Raw genomic sequence first — 16064 nt, 5'->3', positions numbered from 1 at the left:
CTGATCCTCATGTTGCGGAAATTGTAATCTTGGCTTCTTTATTTCGTGTTGCAATCAGGCCGTGTTCAATAGCCCCCGCAGATTTTTCGAGTTGTTCTTGCAGCTTCTTCACTCGCTCCCAAAGCTTCTCGCTGGTGAGCCGATCGCGCATTCCGTCGACCAACAGCGGGAACGAAAGGGGCGACGGCTTCATCAAATGGCGTACTAATAATTCGCTGCTGGCGATTCGTTTCAAGGCCTCGACCAGGCGCGAGTATTCCAATTGCTGTTCCAGCACTTCGCGACGAGCCTGGCGCAGCAGCAGATTCTCGGGGTCGTATTCGCTGAACACATCATAGAACAGGTTGCTCGAAGCCTGCACTTGTCGACCGGTTTTGCGCACCCCCGGGTAGCCTTGAAAGATGAGCCCCGCCACGCGGGCGATCTCGCGAAATTGCCGTTTGCAAAGTTCCGTCGCGTTGAGGCTTGCTAGCACGTCGTCGGCCACGGCGTCGGTGTTCCACAAATCATGGCGGAGTGCTTCATCGAACGGGGCCGGATCGCGCGACACGAGTACCAATCCGTAGTCGTTCATCGCCATCGAGAACGTGATTGGCGCGAGGCGGGACATTCGCAGTGCCAACAGCGAAGCCAACCCTTCGTGGGCGAGTCGTCCCGCGAACGGATAGATAAACAGATGATGGCCGTCGCGATTCTTCCAATGCTCGACGAGCACTTGATTGATGTTGGGAAGTGCGGACCAGCTTTGTTGCAGCTCCAGCAGCGGTTCGAGCGAACGCATTTCGGGGCTGACGAACTCCCCTGCCCCGGCTTGGGCGAGCTTTTCGCGTATCGCGTGCGAGAGTTCGCCCGACAACGGAATTCGTCCCCCCATCCAACGAGGAATGGCTTGCGACATCCCCTTCGCGCGGCGGACCCACGCCGTGTTGTCGTGAATCCGCACAAGTTCGAGCAACTTGCCGCCGAGCATGAAATTTTGCCCCGGCTCGACCTTGCTGATGAACGATTCCTCGACGGTGCCAAGTTTCGGCCCTTTGAGATATTTCACCTGTACGGCAACGTCGCTGGTGATCGTGCCGATGGAAAGCCGATGAAACCGCGCGATCTGCGCGCTCGTGACATGGTATTTGCCGTCGATCAACTGAATGCGATGAAAATCGGGATACGCCTTGAGTGATGATCCCCCCTGCCGGGCAAAGTCGAGAACCCACTGCCATTCTTGCTCCGACAGATGGCGATAAGCATGCGCCGAGCGCACTTCGGCGAGGAGTTCGTCGGGATCGAAGCCGCCACCGATGGCGATCGTGACCACGTGCTGGGCCAGCACGTCGAGAGGTTTTTCGAGCGGATGACGCGATTCGATGCGGTGGGCAATCAAGGCATCACGAACCGCGGCGAGTTCCATCAGCTCCAACGCATTCGTGGGAACGAACGTGATGCGGCTGGGAATTTTGGGTTGATGGCCGCTGCGGCCGGCGCGCTGCAAGAGTCGCGCATTGCCTTTCGGGCTGCCGATTTGAACCACGTGCTCGACGGTCGAAAAGTCAACACCCAGGTCCAAGCTCGACGTACAAACGCAGCAACGCAGGCGGCCTTCGCGTAGTTCGTTCTCCACCCAGCGGCGAAGTTCGATATCCAACGAGCCATGGTGCACGGCCATTTTGCCGGCGAAGTCGGGCATGACCTTGAGCAATGCTTGGTACCAAATTTCGCATTGCGAGCGCGTATTGGTAAACACGAGCGTGCTCTTGGCCGCGGCGATCAATTGAGCCACTTCGGGGGCCATGCGCGTGCCTAAGTGCCCCGCCCAGGGAAAGCGTTCGATCTCGGCGGGGATCAGCGATTTGATTTCATACTTTTTCTTGAGATCGCTGGCGATCAATGTGCCGGGTTGCGCTGCCGAACTACCTAGTAATGTGGCGAGCGCTTCCTCGAGATTGCCGAGCGTGGCCGAGAGTCCCCACACTCGTAAGTTGGGCCGTAGCTGTCGTAATCGTGCGAGTCCCAGCTCCGTTTGCACGCCCCGTTTGTTGCCCAACAGTTCATGCCATTCGTCGACAACCACACACCGCAGATCGCTGAGCTTCTCCGCCAAATCCGCGTTGCAGAGCATCAACGACAAACTTTCGGGCGTTGTGATTAAAACGTTGGGATAACTTTCGCGTTGCTTCTGTCGTAGCGACGACGAGGTATCGCCCGTCCGTTTCTCGACCAGCCAAGGAATTTGCAATTGCCGAAGCGCCGTGTTGAGATTCACTTCGGTATCGGTGGCGAGCGCGCGGAGGGGCGTGATCCACAACACACGCAAACGGCGTTGGGCCCGCGCTTGTTTTTGCGGTACCGGCGGCATGTCTTTCAAATAATCAGAGTTCTCGGCAAGCCACTCCAGGACAGATCCTAGAAACACGGCCAATGTTTTGCCTGTTCCGGTTGGGGAATGAACGAGTCCACTCTCTCCCCGAAGGTAAGCGGCCCACGTTTCTTTTTGAAACGAAAACGGCTTACGGCCACGTTCGGCAAACCAACGATTCAAATGGCGCAGCGCTTGAGCATGGGGATTCGCCATTACGACTGCTCCGCCGGGTGGGGATTGGCGCGGATCATCGCGCGGATCGTCTCGAGCGAATCGGCATCTGCGATTTTCAAATCTTCGCGCCAGCGAGCGATGCGGGGAAAACGGACCGCGACCCCCGACTTGTGGCGAGTTGATTCGCTGATGTTTTCAAATGCCAACTCAAAGACCAATTCGGGGGTCACGCTCCGCACGGGACCAAATCGCTCGATGGTGTTCTGGCGAACATATCGATCAACTTTGGCAATCTCGGCGTCGGTGAGTCCGGAATACGCTTTGGCAAAGGGCACAAGGTTCCTCTCATCCCACACGGCGAACGTGTAATCGGTGTAGAGGCTCGCCCGCTTGCCGTGCCCTCGCTGGGCGTAAATCAACACGGCATCCACGGTGTAAGGCTCGATTTTCCATTTCCACCACTCCCCGCGCGGGCGACCCACGCGATACGGCGAATTCAACCGCTTCAGCATCAATCCTTCGGCATGCTGCTCGCGGCTTGTTTGCCGCAACTCGGTAAGTTCTTCCCAGCTCGCGAAGTGGTGAGCCGTTGACAGCAGAAAGCCTTCGCCGTCATTCCCGCGCAGGCGGGAATCTAGCACCACTTGTTCCAACTGGGCCCGCCGTTCAAAGAGCGGTTGTTGCCGAATATCGATGCCACCTAATTCCAACAAATCAAACGCGATAAGTGCCACCGGCACGTCACTCAAGATTTTCTTGCCAAGCTGCTTACGGCCGATGCGACGTTGCATCGCTGCAAAAGGCATAATCTCGCCATCGCGGTAGCCCACGATTTCTCCGTCGATCACGGTGCCGTCAGGCAGGTGTTGTGCGAGCGCGATGAGTTCGGGAAAACGATCGGTCGTGAGATCTTCGCCACGCGACCAGATAAACGTTTCACCAGCACGGCGGATCAACTGAGCGCGAATGCCATCCCACTTCCATTCGGCTTGCCAGTCGAGCGGCTCGCCCAACTCGCTCGGTTCGGTTTCCAGCGGATGCGCGAGAAAGAAGGGATACGGTTTGCTGATCCCCGCGTCGTGCGTATCCGGATTGACCCACCCGGCGAACAGTTCACCAGTCGGTTCCCAATCTCCCATCAACCGATGCGACAGCACATCGGCATCGATGCCGCTCGCTTCGGCAAGACCCCGCACCACGAGTCCCCGCGACACACCCACGCGGAACGAACCCGTGATAATTTTGTGAAACACAAACCGCGTGGCTTCGTCGAGTTCGTTCCAGGCTTGCTCGACAACTTGTTTTTTCTGTTCAACGTCGCTCGTGTGGAGCGGCAAAAGTCGCTCGGCCAGCCAGCGATGCAGCGGCAAGTCAGCGGCTGCTTCGGCGGGGGAAAGAATCAACGTCATTGTTTCCGCCAGATCGCCGACCACTTCATAGCATTCGTCGAACAACCAGCTGGCGATGCCCGCGCGCTCGGCGGACCACTCGCGCAAGAGTTTCGTCGGCACGAGTTGCCGGATCTTGCGACCACAGAGAAAGTAAACGGCCCAAGCAGCGTCGTCCGGTGACACAGTTTTGAAATAGTCGGCCAGTGCGGCGATCTTCTCGCTCGTCTTCGTGGTTTGATCGAGCGCGGAGTAAAGGGCGGCGAATCGCTTCATGACCGTACCTCCCCCTCTTCGGTACTGTTTGGAACGGTAAGGGGAGGAGGGGCTAGGGGAGGAGCGATTTGAGCTTCAACCTCGTCTTCTGTTGCCGCAACGTCGTCATCCTCTTCTTCGTTGCCGTATTGCGTGGCGAGCGCCGCCGCATTGAGACCGATCTGATTCAAATATTCGACGACCTGCCGCACGTAACCGTGAGTGACCCAGACGGTCTCCGCACCGGTTTCGCGAATCGCGGTGAGCATACTCGACCAATCCACGTGATCGGACAATACAAATCCTCGGTCAACAACCTTGCGGCGGCGAATCCCGCGCACGCGCATCCAGCCCGACGCAATGCCGGTCGACACGCGGCCGAAGCGGCGCATCCAGGGCGTGCCGTTGGCCGAGGGAGGCGCGACCACGAGCGCGCGGCTCCAGTCGAAATCGCGGTCCACCGACATCACGCGCTGCACTTCAGGCAGAACGACGCCGCATTCGCGGTAGGCTTCACAGGCGTTGATGATCGCGCCGTGGCCGAAGATGGGGCCAATCGTTGCGTCGATGCCCGCGAGCAGCCGCTGGGCTTTGCCGACGGTATAGCCGTAGAGCAAACTTGCTTTGCCCTGCTCTTGATTCGATCTCCACCAAGAGTTGATCTCGGCAAAGACTTCTGACGAATCTTGCCAGCGATAAATGGGGAGCCCAAACGTCGATTCGGTCACGAACGTGTGGCAACGGACCGGCTCGAACGAGCGGCAGGTGAGATCGGCTTGCAATTTGTAATCGCCACTGACGACACAGACTTCGCCTTGATATTCGATTCGCACCTGGGCCGCGCCGGTCATGTGGCCGGCGGGATGCAGGCTCACCTGCACGCCGTTCATCGTGCGCGTTTCGCCGTATTCGACGAAATCGAAATTCGCCTCGTGACCCAATCGCAAATGGAAGATCGCCGCGCCTGCGCGGGCCGCGAGATAGTTGTCGCTGCCCCAGCGGGCATGATCGGAGTGGGCATGCGTCACCACCGCCCGCGGCACGGCTCGCCAGGGATCGACATAGAAGTCGCCCTGGGGGCAATACAAACCATTTTCAGTGGTACGCAGAAGCTTGGTCATTCGAACGGGCTCGCAACAATGGGGGGAACTCACGCGAACCGTGTTCCACAAGCCAGTGTTAACTGGAGCCAATTTCGAGCAACAAACATTCAACCAGTTCTGTTCAGCCGCCTGCCAGAATGGTCGAGATGAAAGCTATTGGTGGAGAAGTTGGTCGAGGCTGACGAATTCGTAGCCACGTTCTTTAAGCTCGTCAATGAGCTTGCCGAGATTGGGTGGCATTTTGTCTTTGCGCAAGCTGCCAAGGTGCAGGAGCAGCAAATGGCCGTTGAGTCCGTCGGGTTCCTTGGCTTCGTAGCTGAGTATGTCGGCGAGAATCTCTTGAGACGGTTTGAACGACTCGTGATCCTCGGGAGCCCAGTCGCGATTCGACCCGCTGCCAGAACTGAAATTCACGAGCGTACAGCCGAGGTCCTTGGCCCAGGCGGCGTGTTGTTTATTGTACCATTCGTAGGGTGGCACGAAGTAAATCGGCCCATCCTGCTTCGCGCCGAATTTCGCCAGCTCGTCGAGATTGCGCTGCAAATCGTCTTTGAAGTCTTTCTCGCTGACCAACGATTTCTGGCGGTTCTCCCAAGGGGCATAAAGCAAATGGCCGTGGGAATGCGGGCCGAGGAAATGTTTTTCGGCGACCATGCGGCGCAGTAGTGGCGCATGTTCCGACTTAGCGACATAACCCCCCGTGACGAAAAACGACGCAGGGACCTGTTTAGTTTTCAATGTGTCGAGAATCAACTCCGTTCCCTCACCGTGATCGCCGCCGGTGAAGATGAGGGCCAGTTGCTTTTGATCTTTGGGCCCACGCACGATGCCGTCTTCGATGATCGTGAATTTATCGATGCTGGCGGGTTTCTTTGTCGTTTGAGATTTCTTCAGCGCCGGGGACGTAAGATCGACGTCGCCAAAATGAGCGAGCAGCGTGATTGCATCGGCTGTGCCGTCCATCGTGGGTTCGTTCGTGGAGTAGTCGCCGATGTCGTCGTGATAGACGACGTGCTCATTCTGAAAATCGGCGAACTCGTCGTCTTGCGTCAGATGCAAGCCGATGAGGTTTTCGTAAACCGACGTATAGACGGGGCCATCGACGATGCCCCCCGGGACCATCTTCTTGGTGAGATACCATATGCAGGTATGAACGTCTTCGGGATACTCACCATCGCGGGGTATGCCGGTGAACATCGAGGTGCCCCACGGATTGCGGCCCAACAGCCAATCGCGTTGGGCGAGCATAAAATCATGGTACTGCATGTCGCCGGTCATTTTTTCATACAGCAGAATCTGCGTGATCAGTGCGCTTACCAGATTGTTGGAACACCACACGAACGGCACGCCGATTTGATAGGAATTCTTCTTGCCGCGGGCGACACAGGCTTCGATTCCCTCGCGATAGTACTCGGCGAGCTTTTTCTGCATTGCGGCACCGACATGCGGGTAAAGCGCGAAGTGCCCCACATTCATGAACGGATAGAATTCGTAGTGCCCCACCTTTTCGTGCGGCATCCACGACGTCGTGGCGATTTGTTCGGCGTAGCGCTGGGCATCAGCGAGATAAGACTTGTCGCCGGTGGTTTTGAATAACTCCGCGGCGCCCCATTCCATGTCGTCGGCCCAGGTATTTTCCATATAGCGATAAGGCGCCTTGAACGAGTTGCCTTGCTGATAGCCTTCTTTGTCCTTGCCGAGTTGATACAGTTCCTTCGCCGCAACTAAACACTTGTCGGCGAACACGGGGTCGTTCAGATCGCTGCGCCAAATCCGCGCGGCGATGGCCATCGCCGCCGCCGAGCGCCCCGCAAGATTAGCAACGCCGGTGGCTTCGCTCTTATGCTTGTTGAGCCCTTGAGGTTTGCCGTCGGCGAAGTAAACCACGCGATAGCTGTTCGCGCCCCAGCCGTAATCGGAATCGTCCTTGTCGGGATACTTCCAGCCGGTGTGGTCGCGGTCGTCGGCGACCTGATGATACAGGTGCGTGGGATGGGGATGGAGCTTGTGCAGCCAATCGAGTCCCCACTTCGCTTCGTCGAGTACGTCGGCTATGCCGTTGGGAATCGGTCGGCCCATATCGTCGACGCGATCACCGAATTTCTGCGGGTCGAGTTCGTAAGCGAGCAGCATTCGTGCCGTGGCGTTGCTCGAAGTGATCAGATATTTGAGTTGATCGCCGGCGTCGTGCCACCCGCCGCTCGCATCGACGAAACTCTCCGCCGGGAGCGGGCCATAGGCTGTGCGTCCGTCGCGTTTGTGGCAAACCATGTCCAAAAACGGATTGTAACCACAGCGTTGCTGCCGCATGAAAACGAGCAGATCGTCTTGATAATTTTTGTAGGAGTCGTTGCCGATGGCGAACGGGCGCGATTCCGCGCCGCTGGGATCGAGCTTGAGAATATATTTCCCGGGCTTCTTCACGGCGCTGAAATCGAGTTCGTAGCAATGAGGAAACTTCCCCCAAGCCTTGGCTTTGCCAGCAACAAGCGGTGCCGAGAAAACTTGCTTTTTGCTGTTGGCATCGAGGACTTGGAACGTGCCATCGAGCGGCTGTTCGGCAAAGGCGATCCCCACTTTGGCGTCGTCGGTGAGATAGCCGATTTGATTGATGCGCAGATGGGGTGTGACAGTGTCTTCCGCTCCGGAAGCGGTCCCCTCCACTTGAAAGCAGTAAAAAACGATTGCGGTCACGAGGTAAATATAAGTGCGAATCCAAGACATGCGTTGCTTACTTCTGTGTTGTACTTGTGTAACTCGTAGGTGAATTTGTCGGCAGAGAATCTACTTGGTCGCTTCCGAAGTTTCTTTGGCGTGTTCGACCGTCCCATACAAATGCCCACCATGGTCAGCGCCGCTCCAGAAGCCGGCGTAGTGGTCGTTGTAGATCATCACCCGCGCGGTGTACGTTCCCAGGCCGGGGAAGGCCATTTTGTCGACCGTGATGACGGGGGTATCGCCGGCCCACTTGACGGGGAGCGTGATCGGCAACTTCACGTCGTGATCGCCGTAGATAATGCGAGCGACGAACATCCAATTCCCGTCGCCGACGTGCTTGACGCTGATCAGTTCGTAGCGCTCAGGCTTGGCGCTGCTGGCTTCTTGCCCCGTGACGGTGAAATGCCCCGCGAGCGTCGAACCGCTGAGCGACGATTCCAGCTCGGCGTAGAGCTTGGTTTGTTCGGACGTGAGCTCGGCGGCTGACGAAAGATTTATCAGGCATAAACAGGCGAGAATAGTGGCAGACCGAAGCAACATAAGGGCCTCCTTTCTGCGATGCAATGATTGGTAGTATTAGGCCCAGTCTATCAAGTCGCGCAATATGCGCGCAAAAAAATCCCCGATCAAATGACCGGGGATTTATGTGTATGTTTGTTTTGGCTGCTGTTATTTCGGAGTCGGAAAATAGCTACCGACGTTCATGAACTGCAGACTGGAACCCGTGGTGGGGACACCGGCCAAGGGGTTCTTGGCGACCATGCCCCGCGCGGCGGCGGCACGTTCTTGCTGGCGCATGCGTTGGTATTCGCGTGCTTGGGCTTCCGCCGCGGCTTGATTTTGCAATTGCGGCAAGACAAAGCCATAGAAATTAGGAACACTCGTGGCGGATTCCGGCACGAGATCCAAATTCAAATAGGGGCTTAGCGTGGGAGCTTGCTGGATGTGTTGAAACGGCTTAGAAGTTCCACCCTGCATCGGTTGGTTGGAAGCCACGTAGGCAGTGGCTCCGGACATGCCGGGTGATTGGGTATTGTAAGCCGCTTGGCTTTGACCGCCAAAGTATCGTGCCGCTGGAGTACGCAACGCTTGATTGAGTTGGCTGAATGCGGCTCCTTGCATCAAGCAGACCATCAAGCATCCTGCTCCCAGTCTCAAGACTCGTTGAATTCTCATGTTCTCGTTCCATTTGTTTCCAGGTACTCGCCCGCCAATTTGGCCGCACAATTTGCTTAATCGGCAAAGTTTGCCAGCGATCTGCTGTCTAAAGCTGTGATTTTCTCGGGAAATGCTAGCACGGGCGCGAAAATTCCCGAGATTTTCGCGACCAATAGAAGAAAGGCGTCGATATTTGTAGGTGTTTTGACTATTCTTGACTAAGTTGACCATTATACATATGATTGCCATTCAATCGGGTTCAGGGATTCGGTCCCGTTCGTTTGTTTTGCTCCCAAGGAAAGCCAAGATGTCGACTATAACTGCCACCAGCCAACTGGAGCGCCCCAAGAAAATTGTTGCCGCTCGGGCATCGCATCAGCTTGAACCGACTCCCGAATTGCTGGCGGAGTTGGCCGAGGCGAGCGCCCGGCTGGAAACCGCCACGCCCGAAGAGATCATCACTTGGGCTCATGAACGATTCGCGCCCTATCTGACGATGGCCACGGCCTTTGGTCCCGAGGGGTGCTTGATCCTCGCGATGCTCGCCAAGGTTGCTCCCGAGACCTATGTCTTCAATTTGGATACGGGCTACCAATTCCAGGAAACTCTCGACCTGCGCGACCGCATCGCCGAGAAGTACGGCATCGAAGTCGACTTGTTGCAGCCTGAACTCACCGTGCCTGAATACGAAGCGTTGCACGGCGGGCCGTTGTATAAGACGGATCCCAATCAATGCTGCTTCGATCGCAAGATCAAAGTTTTGACCAAGGCAGCCGAAGGGATGCACGCTTGGATGAGTGGCATCCGCCGCGATCAGAGCAGCGACCGCGCGCAAGCGGCGATTGTCGGTTGGGACAAGAAGTTCAAGTTGGTGAAGATCAGCCCGCTGGCGAATATGACCAAGAATGATGTCTGGAAGCGAATTCTCGCCGAAGATATTCCCTACAACCCGCTGCACGATCAAAATTTTCTCAGCATCGGCTGCTGGCCTTGCACACGGGCCGTAGCCGCGGGAGAAACCGACGAACGAGCCGGCCGTTGGAGCGGCACGGCCAAAACGGAGTGCGGTCTGCACACGATCCAAGAATCCGATGGTAGCGGTATTTGATCTATTCACCACAAAGACTCAAAGGTCAGAAAGTTCGTTGAATTGCTTAAATTGCACCCCTAGTGTTCTTTGTGTGCTTTGTGTTTAATTCCTCATGAATCTTAGTTCCAAAACGCAATACGCTTGTCTAGCCATGCTCGAACTTGCCCAGCACCACAGCTTGGGCGAGCCGGTGCAGGTACGCCGTATTGCCGAGCGGCATGGGATTCCGTCGCCGTTCTTGGTGCAGATTTTTCAGGAGCTCAAACGGGCCGGTTTGATCACCAGCGTACGAGGAGCATCGGGCGGCTATATGCTCGCGCGGGCTCCCGATGAGTTATCGCTAGCGGAACTCTTGGATGTTGTCGAAGGCTCACACGAACCGACTTGCTGTGCCGCCAACGATTCACCGCTGGCGCCGGTGTTGACGGAGGTCTGCCATGAATTGGCCGCCGCGCGGCGGGAACGTCTCGAAGCGATCACACTCGCCGATTTGTTGGAACGATCGGCCGTGGCGGTCGATCCGATGTGGTACATCTGATGGATTACGGTGTCCGATGACCCAGCAGCTGCCTGCCAATTCTCGATCGACTCTGAACGAGCTAACTCCTCAGGACAGCACGGTTTACCCAAACGCTGTGATTGGAGCGTCCATGCGGAATTCAGGCCACAAAAGGGGACTTCCCCGGCGTTGTCGGTCCGATTTTGGGCGGGTATAATCGCCAGTTCGCTATTTTGCCAACCTTACTTACTTAATACGGCGATGGACCGTTTTGGGATGCCAGCCTATGCGATTTTGGCTACTGGATCGGATACTCTCTTACGAGCCCGATACCCAATTAACGGCCGTCAAGAATGTTTCGCTTTCCGAAGAATATCTGGCAGATCACTTTCCTGAGTTTCCGGTGTTGCCGGGCGTGTTCATGTTGGAAGCGGCGACCCAAGCCGGGGCGTGGCTGATTCGGATGAGCGAGAACTATGCCCACAGCATTGTGGTGCTGCACGAGGCGCGCGCGGTGAAGTACGCCGACTTCGTGGCGCCCGGGCACACGCTCACCATTCGCGTCGAGCAAACGAAAAAGGACGACCGCTACACCAACTTTCGCTTCGAGGGGACCGTCGACGGCAAGGTCTCGGTCAGCGGCCGCCTGGTGCTCGAACGATTCAATCTCGGTGAGACGGAACCCGAAAAGGCCGACGTCGACGCGCGGGTGATTGAGTACCAAAAGATGATCGAAAAACTATTGACCCGCGGACTCGATGCGCCCGCGGTCGTGAACTGAATAGAGACATATTGAATTCAAAGTCGGCCCGCGGCCGCTGAAGTTGGCCGCGATTCGACGCTACACACCATTTCACTGGAGGTTTGTTTAACCATGCCAACTAAAGAAGAAATTTTCGACAAAGTGCGCGAAGCCCTGGTCGATGCCCTCGGTGTTGACGACGACGAAGTCACACCGGAAGCCACCTTGCAAGGGGACCTCGATGCCGAGTCGATTGACTTCTTGGATATCGTGTTCCGTCTGGAAAAAGCGTTCGACATCAAAATCGAGCGCGGCGAGTTGTTCCCCGAAGACATCCTGACCGACACCGACTTTGTTCAAGACGGCAAGGTGAACCCCGCGGGCGTCGCGAAGCTCAAAGAGCGGATGCCGTTTGCTGATCTTACGAAGTTCGAAGCCAATCCGGTCGTGCAGAACCTGGGCCAACAGCTCACGGTGCAAGACATGTGCAACTTCGTGGCTTACAAGCTGGAGAAGAAGTAAAGCGAGTTGGCGACGACATGTCATCCCGAGAGAGCCTAGGCGACCGAGGGATCTGGCAGGCAGTACCCTCACGTATTGATAACTATTAAAATTAGAAGCCAGATTCCTCAAGTCGTAGAACTCCTTTCGGAATGACGGGAAGCTCGTTTGCGGTTTTTGGATTTTAGGAAATCGACATGCGTTGGTTTTGGATAGATCGATTCACCGAGTTCGTCTGCGACACTCGCGCCGTGGCCGTGAAAGGTGTCTCGTTGGCCGAGCCGCACATGCACGATCATTTCATCGGTTATCCGATCATGCCCAACTCCCTGGTCACCGAGGGGATCGCCCAGGCGGGCGGGCTCTTGGTGAGCGAGCATTACGGTTTTTCCGAACTCGTCGTCTTGGCGAAATTGGCGACCGTGAAGTTCCATTCGATCGTTCGCTGTGGCGAAACGCTCACCTATCGGGTGACGGTCGACACCTTGCGGCGCGATGGGGCCGCGATTTCGGCGACCGCGCACGTGGGGGATCGCCTGCATGCCGAGGCCCAATTGTTTTTTGCCCGTTTGGGGGACTCGCACGAAGAATTGTCCAACGCCCGCATGTTCCGTCCTCGTGACCTGCGGCATTGGTTGGAGTTGGTCGGTGTGTTTGAAGTGGGCGTGAAGGCCGACGGCACGCGCATGCGTGAGTCGGATTACCCGCTCGAAGAATTGCCGATTGCTTAGTTACCGCTGTGAGCCGAGGGCCGCTAGCGACGGGTGCGTATTGCATGACCCGAAGCGAGATGCCGCTGCGTAGTGCCCACAGCTCAGTCACGTACGGAGTTAGGGAAATGCGTCGTCGCGTTGTGATTACTGGTGTGGGTTGTGTTACTCCTTTGGGAACCACGGTTCCCGAGTTGTGGAAGAACTTGCTGGCTAGCAAGAGCGGCGTGGGTCGAACAACGATATTCGATTCGACCAACTTCCCCACCAAGATTTCCGCGGAAGTGAAGAACTGGTCGGTGGCCGACGCGGGACTCGACGCAAAAGAATGGGCCGATCGCAGTCGCCATACGTGCTTTGCCGCGGGTGCCGCCAATCAAGCCGTGAAAGAATCGGGCGTGCTGGGCACGGTTGAACCTCAACGCTTCGGCGTCTATTTGGGTGCCGGCGAAGGAAGCCAGGACTTCTTCAATTTCTCACAAATGATGTGCGCGGCCGTTGCGAGTGGCGAGCTCGACATGAAGGCGTTTGTCGAATCGGGGCTCAAGATTCTCGATCCTAAGGCGGAGTTGGAACAAGAACCCAACATGCCGGTGGGTTATCTGGCCGGAATGTTCGATGCCCAAGGGCCAAATGTGAACTGCCTTACGGCTTGTGCCGCCAGCAGCCAAGCCATCGGTGAAGCGACCGAAATCATCCGCCGGGGCGAAGCCGACGTGATGCTTTCCGGTGGGGCTCACAGCATGATTCATCCTTTTGGCGTGACGGGTTTCAATTTGCTCACCGCTTTGAGCGAACGCAACGACGAACCCGAACGGGCTTCGCGACCCTTTGATAAGGGGCGTGACGGATTCGTCTTGGGCGAAGGGGCCGCGATGGTCGTGCTCGAAGAATACGAGCATGCCCGCAAGCGCGGCGCCCATATTTACGGTGAGTTGTTGGGCTACGGCACGACGGCCGATGCGTTTCGCATTACCGATACGCATCCCGAAGGCCGTGGCGCGATCAGCTGCCTGAAGATGGCGCTCAAGGACGCCGGTAAAAACGTCACCGACGTTGATTACATCAATGCCCACGGCACAAGCACGGCGGTCAACGATCGCGTGGAATCGTTGTCGATTCGTAACGTCTTTGGCGAACACGCCGACAAGGTGCCCGTCTCGAGCACCAAGAGCATGACGGGTCACCTCATCGCCGCGGCGGGTGCCACGGAGTTGATCATCTCTTTGATGGCGATCAAAGACGACGCCTTGCCGCCCACGATCAACTACGAAACACCAGATCCGGAATGCGACTTGGATTACATTCCGAACGTCGCCCGCGAAGCGAAGTGCAACGTGATCGTCTCGAACAGCTTTGGTTTCGGCGGCCAGAACGTAACGCTGGTGGCGGGCGGGATTTAAGGCTCACTCAGCGCGATTCTTTGTGGTTGTTCTTGAACCATTGAATCTTTGACTCTGCGCACATTCTTCCGATTATGCCGATCCTGCGGCGAGGCATTTTCCCCTTCGGCGTGAACTACATTTGAGTGGGTAATTATCCCGCCGTCGGCCAGGAGACAGGGCAGTCGTCTCGTGGCGCGTTCCGTATTATGTTTTGCCCCCTGCAAAGTCCGCGCGCTGCTCATGAATCTTATGCAATTGGAACATCGTTCCTCGTGGTCTCGCTTAATACTCATCGTGTTGATCGCGGTGACGGTCGGTTTGCTGCTTGCGCTCGTGTGGATCGATCTCACGTGGCGAGCCTTTGCTAATGCCGCCAAAGAGCGTGATCTGCGCGTTCGAGAACTCCAAGGTGAGATCGTCCACTTCGACGAAGTGCTGACCATGTCGGCCTTGATGGCCGCGACGACGGGCGATGAATCCTGGCGGCGACGGTATGAAACTTATGAGCCCCTACTGGGGCAAGCTTTGCAAGAAACAACGTTGATTGTGCCTCACTATGGAGTCGCCGCGACGAAGCAAACCGAGGAAGCTAATCGAAAGTTATTTGCCCTGGAAGCAGAAGCCTTCGCGCTCGTCGAGCAGGGCCGTGCTCAGGATGCCCAAGCCCTGCTATTGAGTCCTGAGTATGCTCAGCAAAAAGCGATCTATTCCGCCGGGATGAGGGCCCTCGACCAGACATTGGAGGATTACATCGCGAATTCGGATGCCGACACACTTCGCACGGGGCAACGACACTTGATCTTGAATTTGGGCGTGGTGATCTTGGTGACGCTCGGTTGGGCGATCTTCTTTCGGAACATGATCCGTACAGAAGATGCCTTGGTCGACAGCCATCAAAATTTGACGCGGTTGGCCGATGAACTTGCCGATGCGAATCAAACCTTGGAAACCCGCGCGGAGGAGCTCGCGCACGCGAACTCGGAATTGGGCGAAACGAATCTGAACCTTTCGAATGAGATCGAGACCCGCATCGAGGCCGAGGCGATTCAGAAGGAATTGCATCACCAACTGCTCGCTGCGACACGGCAGGCGGGGATGGCGGAGATTGCCACGGGTGTGCTGCACAATGTGGGCAACGCGCTCAACAGCGTGAATGTCTCGGCGACCTTGGCTCACGATCTTGTGCTGCACAGCCACGTGACCGACCTCGAGCGGGCCGTCGATTTGCTGATCCAACACGACAACGATCTGGAGCATTTTTTGACAGCGACGCCGCGGGGACAATTGCTGCTGCCGTATCTCACGAAACTGACAGGCTCGCTATTAGATGAGCATTCGCGACTCAAGGAATATCTGGCCGACCTGGAGAAGAACGTCGATCACACGAAGCAAATCGTGAAATCGCAGCAAACTTATGCCAAGATATCGATCGTCGATATCGAATACGACTTGGGCGAAGTACTGCACGATGTGCTGAAACCGCTCAGTGGCAGCTTGACGACAAATGGGATCGAACTGGTTTGGGAGGGTGAAAAACAGTTGCTTGTGCACGGCGATAAACACAAAGTGATTCAGATCCTCAACAACCTGACGACCAATGCCGTCCATGCCTTGATTGCATCGCCGCTGGAACCCAAGCGGTTGATCGTGCGGATGTCGTCGGATGGAGAGAACATGGCCTGCGTGGATATTCAGGATACCGGCGTGGGGATCGACGCGACGCATCTCACAAAAATTTTTCAATACGGCTTTACGACCAAAGAGTCGGGACATGGTTTTGGCCTGCACCACAGTGCTTTGGTTGCGCGTGAAATGGGGGGCGAACTGCGCATGCATAGTGCGGGGGTCGGCCACGGCGCGTGCTTTACATTGGAACTCCCCCTCGTTCGTGATCCGGAGAATTCCAAGCTGGAATTCGTCGCGGCGATTTAGCTCTCGACAAACTCTTGGTCAGCGACGATTCTGAAAGCTTCATAAATCCTTTGTGA

At 56.5% G+C, this 16064-nt stretch carries 13 protein-coding genes; 7 read left to right on the top strand and 6 right to left on the bottom strand.

The window, feature by feature from the left end; all coding sequences use genetic code 11:
* Positions 1-7: 7 nt before the first annotated feature.
* The 6 genes from AC6T8Q_RS21325 to AC6T8Q_RS21300 form a co-directional block, all read right to left on the bottom strand.
* Positions 8-2566 (bottom strand): ligase-associated DNA damage response DEXH box helicase, encoded by a 2559-nt coding sequence (locus AC6T8Q_RS21325; protein ID WP_500681002.1) that lies wholly within the window; start codon positions 2564-2566, stop codon positions 8-10.
* On the bottom strand, positions 2566-4191 hold the full coding sequence (locus AC6T8Q_RS21320) for an ATP-dependent DNA ligase (RefSeq protein ID WP_500681001.1): 1626 nt from the start codon (positions 4189-4191) through the stop codon (positions 2566-2568). The genes AC6T8Q_RS21325 and AC6T8Q_RS21320 overlap by 1 nt, the downstream gene beginning before the upstream one ends.
* Positions 4188-5291 (bottom strand): ligase-associated DNA damage response exonuclease, encoded by a 1104-nt coding sequence (locus AC6T8Q_RS21315; protein ID WP_500681000.1) that lies wholly within the window; start codon positions 5289-5291, stop codon positions 4188-4190. Before AC6T8Q_RS21315 ends, AC6T8Q_RS21320 begins: the two co-directional genes overlap by 4 nt.
* 135 nt (positions 5292-5426) lie before the next feature.
* Complete coding sequence (locus AC6T8Q_RS21310; RefSeq protein ID WP_500680999.1) at positions 5427-7997, bottom strand: glycoside hydrolase family 9 protein; 2571 nt, start codon at positions 7995-7997, stop codon at positions 5427-5429.
* A gap of 60 nt (positions 7998-8057) precedes the next feature.
* Positions 8058-8531 (bottom strand): hypothetical protein, encoded by a 474-nt coding sequence (locus tag AC6T8Q_RS21305; protein WP_500680998.1) that lies wholly within the window; start codon positions 8529-8531, stop codon positions 8058-8060.
* Between the two features lie 129 nt (positions 8532-8660).
* A complete protein-coding gene (locus AC6T8Q_RS21300) occupies positions 8661-9167 on the bottom strand; it encodes a hypothetical protein (protein WP_500680997.1) in 507 nt (168 codons plus the stop codon).
* 289 nt (positions 9168-9456) lie between these two features.
* Here AC6T8Q_RS21300 and AC6T8Q_RS21295 point away from each other — a divergent pair, with 289 nt between their 5' ends.
* The 7 genes from AC6T8Q_RS21295 to AC6T8Q_RS21265 all read left to right on the top strand — a co-directional run bounded on the left by AC6T8Q_RS21295 (position 9457) and on the right by AC6T8Q_RS21265 (position 16008).
* Entirely contained in the window at positions 9457-10257 is an 801-nt protein-coding gene (locus tag AC6T8Q_RS21295; RefSeq protein ID WP_500680996.1) for a phosphoadenylyl-sulfate reductase, read from the top strand.
* Between the two features lie 94 nt (positions 10258-10351).
* A complete protein-coding gene (locus tag AC6T8Q_RS21290; RefSeq protein WP_500680995.1) occupies positions 10352-10777 on the top strand; it encodes an RrF2 family transcriptional regulator in 426 nt (141 codons plus the stop codon).
* 247 nt (positions 10778-11024) lie between these two features.
* Positions 11025-11519, top strand: a complete 495-nt coding sequence (locus tag AC6T8Q_RS21285; RefSeq protein ID WP_500680994.1) for a 3-hydroxyacyl-ACP dehydratase FabZ family protein — start codon at positions 11025-11027, stop codon at positions 11517-11519.
* A 93-nt stretch (positions 11520-11612) separates the two neighbouring features.
* Positions 11613-12002, top strand: a complete 390-nt coding sequence (locus AC6T8Q_RS21280) for an acyl carrier protein (protein WP_496920623.1) — start codon at positions 11613-11615, stop codon at positions 12000-12002.
* 176 nt (positions 12003-12178) lie between these two features.
* Complete coding sequence (locus AC6T8Q_RS21275) at positions 12179-12712, top strand: 3-hydroxyacyl-ACP dehydratase FabZ family protein (RefSeq protein WP_500680993.1); 534 nt, start codon at positions 12179-12181, stop codon at positions 12710-12712.
* Between the two features lie 107 nt (positions 12713-12819).
* A complete protein-coding gene (locus tag AC6T8Q_RS21270; RefSeq protein ID WP_500680992.1) occupies positions 12820-14094 on the top strand; it encodes a beta-ketoacyl-[acyl-carrier-protein] synthase family protein in 1275 nt (424 codons plus the stop codon).
* Positions 14095-14265: 171 nt separating this feature from the next.
* A complete protein-coding gene (locus AC6T8Q_RS21265; RefSeq protein ID WP_500680991.1) occupies positions 14266-16008 on the top strand; it encodes a sensor histidine kinase in 1743 nt (580 codons plus the stop codon).
* Positions 16009-16064: the final 56 nt, after the last annotated feature.

The sequence above is a fragment of the Bythopirellula sp. genome, from assembly GCF_041737835.1.
Classification (GTDB): Bacteria; Planctomycetota; Planctomycetia; order Pirellulales; family Lacipirellulaceae; genus Bythopirellula.
This window is presented reverse-complemented; position numbering and strand designations above follow the sequence as displayed.